Here is a 6,003-nt window from a genome sequence, read left to right as displayed (position 1 = left end):
TATCCCCTTTCTACGAACTAAAGAAAACTCAACACGAGAATAAAGTATTATTTCTCATTATAGTTATTATATGTTAGCTATTTGCAAGACTAGTGGGAAGCACACCGTAAACGCAGGCAGGAAAAAAAGGTGATAACGTCCCATAAGCTGTTGGGGCAGAAACCTGAAAAAATCCTCCCCGGAGGATTCCCCAAACCCGGTTTCTCCTACAGCGCCGGCAGTTTATCGGGATTAGAGATGAAGTACAGGTTCTGTATATTTTTCTGCTCTCTATCCCACCTGAAGCAGATAACCTTGACAGGACTCCCCTCTTGTATCTGCAGGATACCTGTCTGTCCGTTAATAAGGATGGGGTACAGGTTTCCGCTGAAGCTTCCTTTTGCTGCTATTCCCTGCAGTAAAGCACGTACACGTTTTTTGAAGAAAACGGGTTTGGTGGCTGCCTTGACATTGCCGCCGCCATCGGAATAAAAAACAACATCATCAGTGAGCAGGTTAATAAATGCTTCAAAGTCCCCAGTTTCCGCTGCATGCAGGAAAGTATTTGTAAGGCGGGCTGTATGATTGGATTGCTCCGGAAATACCGGTTCGTCGGGTATTTTTTGTTTGGCACGGCTGTATAATTTCCGGCAGTTATTTTCGGTTCTATGTAAAATATCTGCTGTTTCGCTGTAATGAAACCGGAACGCTTCCCGAAGAACGAATACCGCTCGTTCTACAGGAGAAAGTCGTTCCAGCAGCACGAGAAAGGCATAGGAAACGGACTCTTCCTGCAGCATTTTATCCAAAGGTTGTTCTCTCTGTGTGATGTGAGGTTCAGGCAGCCAAGGGCCCGGGTAAATTTCCCGCCGTTTTTGCGCTGAATGTAAAAGGTTCAGGCACCGGTTTGTCGTCATTTTTGCTAGATAAGCCTTCATATTATGTACGCAGCTCGTATCCCGCTCATGAAGATCCATAAATATATCCTGAATGATATCCTCCGCCTCGGTAATTGATCCCAGCATCCGGTAGGCAATGGCGAAAACATATGGCTGATACATTTTATACCATGTTTCAAACGTCTCCATATGGAATGGTTCCTCCTATTATATTCGAAATCACAGAAAGACTTAATATATTATAATGATATCAGATTGATGGAGGAAATAATGATCTGAGATATCTATGAAAAAGGAAATATTTAATTGGAACAGACAGTGGAGGATACGTTACATAAAAAAGAAAAGAAGTGGAATGATCCGCTGATGACGGCGGTTTTGTTATATACTCTATGACAAAAAAGTGCAAAGTATAGTTAGCTGCTTTGTGCTTTTTCGTCCCATACGGCCAAATGGGGGAGAAAAAATACCGTAAACGTAAGTATGAATGGTTCATAGGACAGTTTGGCCGGCTGCTTCCTCAGTCAAACGCAACTTAGAACGTGTCATAACGACGTTTATCGTACTTGCGAACTGGCTAAACGTAACTGGGAGAAGAAAATAGAAACATTTCAGCTGGTATCACTGTTCCGATCGCAAGCTGCAGGATGAATCTGGAGAAAGATTGAAATGAAGATCAGAAAATCCCAAAATATGAGGATTGTATTTTATAATAGCTATTAGAGAGATAATAGAGTATATCACCACTAACGGCGGGGGCGGCACAGATGGATACTAAAAACACAATGAGGAGTAAGGGAGGATATTATGGCTGAATATAAGGAAAGAGTAAAGGAAAGAGTAAAGGAAAAGAAAACGGAATTGATGCGGTTAACGAAAGATTTCAGTCAAGCATATTTGAATGAAGAGTATGATGAAATCATTGAAAAATTGATAAATAAGATGGCAAGAAAGAGGGAAGTTCCTTTTGTGGCAGGTAAAATTGAAATTTGGGCAGCAGCTGTTATACATGCCTTGGGAACGATCAACTTTTTATTTGATAAGCAGAGCCAGCCTTATGCTACAGTGGATGATATTAACACGTTTTTTAACACAAAGCAAAGTACCACCGGGCAGAAATCAAAAAATATCAGAGACATGTTTAAAATGAGTTATTTTGACAATGAATTCGCCACGGCATCTATACAAGATAATAATCCATTTGACACGTGGACGATGATAAATGATTTTTTTGCACCCCGGGATCCGGTCAAGGAAGAGGAGCAGGATGAACCTGTTATGATAGATGAAATGGAGGTCGTAGCAGCTCAAATAATAGCCGGAAAAGAACTGAACATAGAAAAGTTGTATATGAAAAATGATCTGATTGAGATGCTCGGCGTAACGTATGAAAGACAGCAGCTATTCTATAACTACCTATTCCAGCATATGAGTTTTCCTTTTCCGGCGGTGTATGAAGAAGAAGTGGGCCCCTTGCAGCTGGCAGGAACCGAGGTCACCTGTGTTGAATTGGACCAAAAGATGAAAGTGGATGAATCTTACGGTATTTTAGTAGAATGCAGAGACGGAATGAAAAAAACGATACTTCCCTTAGCAGATATCATCGTGGATAAAAATAATGAGAACAGCAAATTCATTGAATTATATAGTGAGTGGCTCTGGGTTTATTCCTAAACCATTTATTATGCAAATAATGGTCATCTATGGTGTAGAGGAGAGGAAAATAATTGGGGAAGAATAAGAAAAATATCGATTGGTCTGAAGCAAAAAAACGCTGCCGCTTGACCCAGGCTGACATTCACATGGCAAAAGAACTCGGTATGACACCAAAGAGCTTAGTGAAAAATATACCTTCTCCTTCCCAGTCATGGAAAGCGCCGGTGAAAGTATGGGTTCGTGATTTATATGAAGAAAAGTTTGGGAAAGTCAAATCAAATCCGGATAAAGGAGATGAACCGAAAACAAAAAAGGAACAAAAGACAACTAGAATGGATGATAACCTGCCCTTTTAATTAGAAGGTTTTTTACTATCATTACTCTTATCCTCAAGCGAAAGACTGGATCCGTACTTTTCTTCGATTACCCGTCGTACCTTCTTTTTTTCCTTGAGAACCGGCAGAGGATGAAAAAAATATATGATACGATACAGAAAAGGAGGAGATGAACGATGACACCTACCGAACAGCAGTCGTTTACGATCGACCTTGGAAATAATCTGTTTGTCCGCGGAGACGTCCATGCTCCAGCAGAACAAACAAAACGTCCCGTCGTTATTATCTGCCACGGATTTAAAGGATACAAAGACTGGAACTTCTTCCCGTATACTGCGGAGGAACTGGCAGGAAGCGGTTATTACGCGATTCGTTTCAACTTTTCCTGCAACGGGGTGGATAAGGAAGACTTTGATGAACTCGACAAATTCGCGGTAAATACGTATACGCGGGAGCTGAAAGATCTGGAAGCGCTGCTTCAGGCAGCAAAAGACGGGGACCTTCCGTATTCGGATATGTTCGATACGGACCGCACAGGCATTGTCGGGCACAGCCGGGGCGGTGCGACGAGCATTATTTTCGCTTCTGAACACCCGGAGGTCAAATCAGTCGTCACCTGGAACGGGGTAGCGGATGTGGATTTTCTCGGGGAGGAACTGAAACAGGACATTCGTGAAAAAGGTGCCGGGTACATTGCGAATAAACGTACGAACCAGGATATGCCGATCAAAGCCAATCTGCTGGAGGATATCGAATCCAACAGAGAACGATTCGACATTCTGAGTAGAATAAACGAGATGCATGCCCCCCTGCATATCATACAGGGAGACGCGGACGGCAGCTGGCTGCAGGAAGGCGCGGAAAAAATGCGCGATGCCGCATCCGAACATTCCCTCACTATCATCGAAGGCGGCACCCATACCTTCAATGCAGCCCACCCTATGGAGCATGTGCCGCGTGAACTCGAACAGGCAATGGAGAAAACGATAGACGTTTTCGATAATTATTTAAGATGAAACCTGCCTCTCTCTCTTAAAATAATGGCGGGAGACCTATTCCAATTATTTCGGATTTTTGTTAAAAGGAAGATAAACAGCATTTCGATACGAGGGGGAAGGCGCTGGTGGGAAATCATATTTTATATGTGGAAGATGACAAGGAAATAGCTGATTTAGTCCTACATGATCTTCATGACAAAGGATATGAATGTACGTGGTTACGATCAGGACAGCAGCTGGAAGACCACCTGCATAAAACGGACCTTTTACTGCTGGATATCATGCTTCCGGGTCTGGACGGTTTCACGTTAGGGAAGCGGATACGCGAACAATACAGCAGTCTTCCGATTCTCTGTTTAACCGCCCGGACCGCCATTGAAGATAAGCTTACCGGCCTTGGGTTTTCCGATGATTATCTGACGAAACCTTTTCATCCGGAGGAACTGCTGCTGCGGATTGATATTCTGTTGAAGCGGTACGACAAAGTCAGATTGGATACCCTGACACTACGGCACCTGAGCATTGATCTGAACGCTAATCACATTGTCAATACAGAGACGGGAAGAGAAATCATCCTGACGGAGAAACAATTTAAGATCTTTCGCTTTTTCCTTAAAAACGCCAATCATATTTTAACGAAAGAACAGATTTATTCGAATGTATGGCAGGAGCCGTATATCGAAGGGGATAAAACGTTAACCGTTCATATCCGCTATTTGCGGCAGAAACTCGAAAAAGATCCACAAAATCCTGAGATTATTGAAACGATCCGCGGGTTGGGATACAGGGTGAGACGGTGAAGTTATCAACGAAATACATACTGATCATTCTGTTGGCTGTTTTAATCTTTCCCGTCTCGTTTTTAGGTGTTAATTTTCTATATTATCTTGTCATTACGCAGCTGGCTGATTTTTCACCGGAAGAATACTATGATCCGGAAGAAATAGAGGAAACGTGGGCCCGGGAGATGGATGCTCTGGAAGGAGGGGAAACGCGGGACATCACATCATCCTTACGGAATATGGATAGGTATCCGGATTCTGTTATCTTTTGGGTAAAGGATAACGGTCAATTACTGATGTCAAACGACCCTTCAAAGAATGGGAGCACGCAGTGGGATGTCTCCAGCCTGATTCAGTACGTGGAGGAGGAAAGTGGTGGAGAGTATTTCACGACCTCGGCCTATTTGGAGGGAGCAGAGGCCGGAGGCTATGCGTTTTTGCAGATCCCTTCTTCTTATTTAGAAACGAACATTGGAGTAGGGCAGTATCAATACTCTACGATTTGGTTCATTGCCATAGGGTCCTTCTGGTTTTTGTTTATTTATATTTCCTGGCTGTTTTTCAATCGAACGAGAAAACGCCTGGTAAGAATGCAGGAAAAAATGGAAATCAATGAAAACCAGCTTATCCCGTCCAGAATGAAAATAGAAAAAGAGGACGAAATAGGGCAGTTGGAACATTCGTTTAACCAAATGGTCGAACAATTAAACGAAAGCCATGAGAAAGAAAAACAAGAAGCGCTGATTCGAAAGCGTCTCATTTCGAGCTTATCGCATGATTTACGGACACCTCTGTCTATCATGAACGGTCATGTACACAAACTGAATCAGCATGACTTAAAGGAAGATATGGCGGAATCAGTTCACGTCATCAATGAAAAGATCGTTTTTCTTTCAGACCTGATCGATAACCTTTCCTCGTTCACAGTATTAAGTGAGGGAAAACTGCCGATGAACAGACAGTGGAAGGATATCGCAGCACTTGTCCGCTCTTCCTTGATCGCCTGGTATCCAGTCCTTGAAGAGCAGGACTTTGAGATGGATGTAGAGTTACAGGAACCTATCCACTGGAATGTGGATGAAATATGGTTCCGAAGGATTTTGGATAACCTCCTGCAGAATGTCCTGCGTCATGCGGCAGAAGGAAAATATGTATCCGTAAAGATGGAAAAAGAAACATCGATGCTGGAAATCCAGGACCGGGGAAAAGGAATGCACAACCCCTCCGGGAAAAGCGGCGCCGGCATCGGTTTATCTATTGTCGACATGATGCTGGAGCAGATGGAGCTCGAAAAAAGAGTATCCACCGGCAGCAGTGGTACTACAATCACCATTCTCCCGAAAGAGAACTGACT

The 6,003-nt window shown here is 43.2% G+C and carries 6 protein-coding genes; 5 read left to right on the top strand and 1 reads right to left on the bottom strand.

The window, feature by feature from the left end:
• Positions 1-206 precede the first annotated feature (206 nt).
• A complete protein-coding gene (locus BM124_RS15320) occupies positions 207-1,067 on the bottom strand; it encodes an RNA polymerase sigma-70 factor (RefSeq protein ID WP_093338819.1) in 861 nt (286 codons plus the stop codon).
• Positions 1,068-1,685: 618 nt separating this feature from the next.
• On the opposite strand from BM124_RS15320, the gene BM124_RS15315 reads away from it, so the two are divergent.
• From BM124_RS15315 to BM124_RS15295, 5 genes are all read left to right on the top strand, one after another.
• Positions 1,686-2,552: a DUF6398 domain-containing protein gene (locus tag BM124_RS15315; protein WP_093338817.1), complete on the top strand. Its 867-nt coding sequence runs from the start codon at positions 1,686-1,688 to the stop codon at positions 2,550-2,552.
• A gap of 53 nt (positions 2,553-2,605) precedes the next feature.
• Positions 2,606-2,890, top strand: a complete 285-nt coding sequence (locus BM124_RS15310; RefSeq protein WP_093338816.1) for a hypothetical protein — start codon at positions 2,606-2,608, stop codon at positions 2,888-2,890.
• Between the two features lie 155 nt (positions 2,891-3,045).
• Positions 3,046-3,885, top strand: a complete 840-nt coding sequence (locus tag BM124_RS15305) for an alpha/beta hydrolase family protein (protein ID WP_093338814.1) — start codon at positions 3,046-3,048, stop codon at positions 3,883-3,885.
• Positions 3,886-3,992: 107 nt separating this feature from the next.
• Positions 3,993-4,667 carry a response regulator transcription factor gene (locus BM124_RS15300; protein WP_093338813.1) on the top strand — a complete coding sequence of 225 codons (675 nt, stop codon included), beginning with the start codon at positions 3,993-3,995 and terminating at the stop codon, positions 4,665-4,667.
• Entirely contained in the window at positions 4,664-6,001 is a 1,338-nt protein-coding gene (locus BM124_RS15295; RefSeq protein ID WP_093338811.1) for a HAMP domain-containing sensor histidine kinase, read from the top strand. The genes BM124_RS15300 and BM124_RS15295 overlap by 4 nt, the downstream gene beginning before the upstream one ends.
• The last annotated feature ends 2 nt before the right edge of the window (positions 6,002-6,003 follow it).

The sequence above is a fragment of the Salibacterium halotolerans genome (genome assembly GCF_900115625.1).
Lineage (GTDB): Bacteria > Bacillota > Bacilli > Bacillales > Marinococcaceae > Salibacterium > Salibacterium halotolerans.
The sequence above is the reverse complement of the archived record's forward strand: the minus strand, read 5'-3'. Positions and strand labels throughout refer to the sequence as shown.